Below are 1,983 nucleotides of genomic sequence, written 5' to 3' on the forward strand. Positions count from 1 at the left end.
GTGCCAATTTTTACGGTGGCTGTAGCTCAGTTGGTAGAGCCCTGGATTGTGATTCCAGTTGTCGTGGGTTCGAGCCCCATCAGCCACCCCAGATGAAAGCCTGCATATTGTATGCAGGCTTTTTTCCGTTTATGCCCTGAATTTTATTCAAGTTTATTGGTTTTCAAAAACAGTATTCGTCAAACCGTTCCATTATGGCAGCGGCAAAAATGGCGTATGTAGTGTCTGTCAAATGCCGATGAATACGCAGTCAAGCCCGAATATCGTACCGTTCGGTATCTTTTTATGGCGTTTCGCTGTTATCCTTTATAATACCCCGATTATTTTCTGTTTTATTCCCAAAGGAACCGCATCATGTCCGAATGGTCAGCTCCAGAATTCGAATCCAAAATCTGTCCACCCGAAAAGCTGGCGGAGCGTTTGGCGGCATTGCCCCGTCCGCTGGTGTTTACCAACGGCTGTTTCGATATTCTCCACCGAGGCCATGTAACGTATCTGGCGCAGGCGCGATCGGCCGGTGCGGCTTTGGTGTTGGCGTTGAATACCGATGCTTCGGTGCGCCGTCAGGGCAAAGGGGACGACCGCCCGATTAATCCTTTGGAAAACCGCGCGGCAGTGGCAGCGGCATTGGCGAGCGTGGATTTGGTCACTTGGTTTGATGACGATACGCCTGCCGCGCTGATTGAAATGGTCAAACCCGATGTATTGATTAAAGGCGGCGACTGGCCTGTGGATAAGATTGTCGGTGCGGCCGAGACGTTTGCGCGTGGCGGCAAAGTATTTTCGATTCCGTTTTTACACCAGACTTCGACCACCAAAACTTTGGCGAAAATCCGCGAAGCCGGAGGAGGCGAATGACGGATTTGAACAGCCGCCATTGGGCCTTGCTCGCCGCGCTTTCAGACGGCCTGCCGCAACACGTTTCTCAGTTGGCGCGTGTGGCCGGGATGAAGCCGCAACAATTAAACGGATTCTGGCAGCAGATGCCGGGCCATATCCGCGGTTTACTGCGCCAGCACGACGGGCAATGGCGCTTGGTGCGCCCTTTGGCTGTGTTTGCCGAAGAATCTCTGCAACAAATGGCCGGAAAACAGGGTTTTCGTGCGCAGTTGAAACACGAATGTTCGTCCAGTAACGATGAAATCATGGCTTTGGCGCGCCAGTCGGCAGATTTGGCGCATAAGGCCTTGTGTGTGGCGCATTTCCAAACCAAAGGCCGCGGACGGCAAGGGCGAAGCTGGGTCAACCGACAGGGCGAATGTCTGATGTTCAGCTTGGGCTGGGCGTTTGACAAGCCGCAGTATGAGCTGGGTTCGCTGGCGTTGGTGGTGGCATTGGCTTGCCGCCGCGCGCTTGCCGATATTGGTTTGGACGTGAAGATCAAGTGGCCGAACGATTTGGTCGTGGCCAACGATAAATTGGCCGGTATTTTGATTGAAACGGCGCGGGTAGATAATAAAACCGTCGCCGTCATCGGCATCGGCATCAATTTTGTACTGCCGAAAGAAGTTGAAAACGCCACTTCCGTGCAGGCCTTGTTTCAGACGGCCTCTAAGCAGGGCGTAAGCGTCAAAACCTTGTTGAATGCGGTATTGGCGCAACTTGATGCGCTGTTGAACGAATACGCTCAAAACGGATTCGCGTCATGTGTCGGCGAATACAATGCCGCCAACCGTGACACAAACAGACCAGTGTTGCTGCTTCAGGAAGGACGCGTTGTCCACGAAGGCGTAGTTAAAGGCGTGGATGCGCAAGGCGCGTTGCGTTTGCTGACGGACAAGGGCGAGAAAACCATTGTCAGCGGCGAGATCAGTTTGCGTCCGGATAACCGCCCGGCACAACCTGCCGCGGCGAAACCGGAACGCTTTTTGCTGCTGGACGGCGGCAACAGTCAGTTGAAATGGGCGTGGGTAGAGAACGGCACATTTTCCGAAGTCGGCCGCGCGCCGTATCGTGATTTGACCCAGCTGGGCGAAGAATGGC

The 1,983-nt window shown here is 54.0% G+C and carries 2 protein-coding genes and 1 tRNA gene; all 3 read left to right on the forward strand.

The features are described 5' to 3' along the window. The first annotated feature begins 15 nt into the window (after positions 1-15). A tRNA-His gene (locus ACTHUE_RS16985) sits at positions 16-91 on the forward strand. Positions 92-351: 260 nt separating this feature from the next. Next, on the forward strand, positions 352-858 hold the full coding sequence (locus ACTHUE_RS16990) for an adenylyltransferase/cytidyltransferase family protein (RefSeq protein WP_141745162.1): 507 nt from the start codon (positions 352-354) through the stop codon (positions 856-858). Further along, positions 855-1,983 (forward strand): biotin--[acetyl-CoA-carboxylase] ligase (locus tag ACTHUE_RS16995; RefSeq protein ID WP_440424036.1); only part of this gene is annotated, 1,129 nt, incomplete at its 3' end. The genes ACTHUE_RS16990 and ACTHUE_RS16995, both read left to right, overlap by 4 nt.

Source organism: Neisseria sp. P0021.S005 (assembly GCF_051956955.1).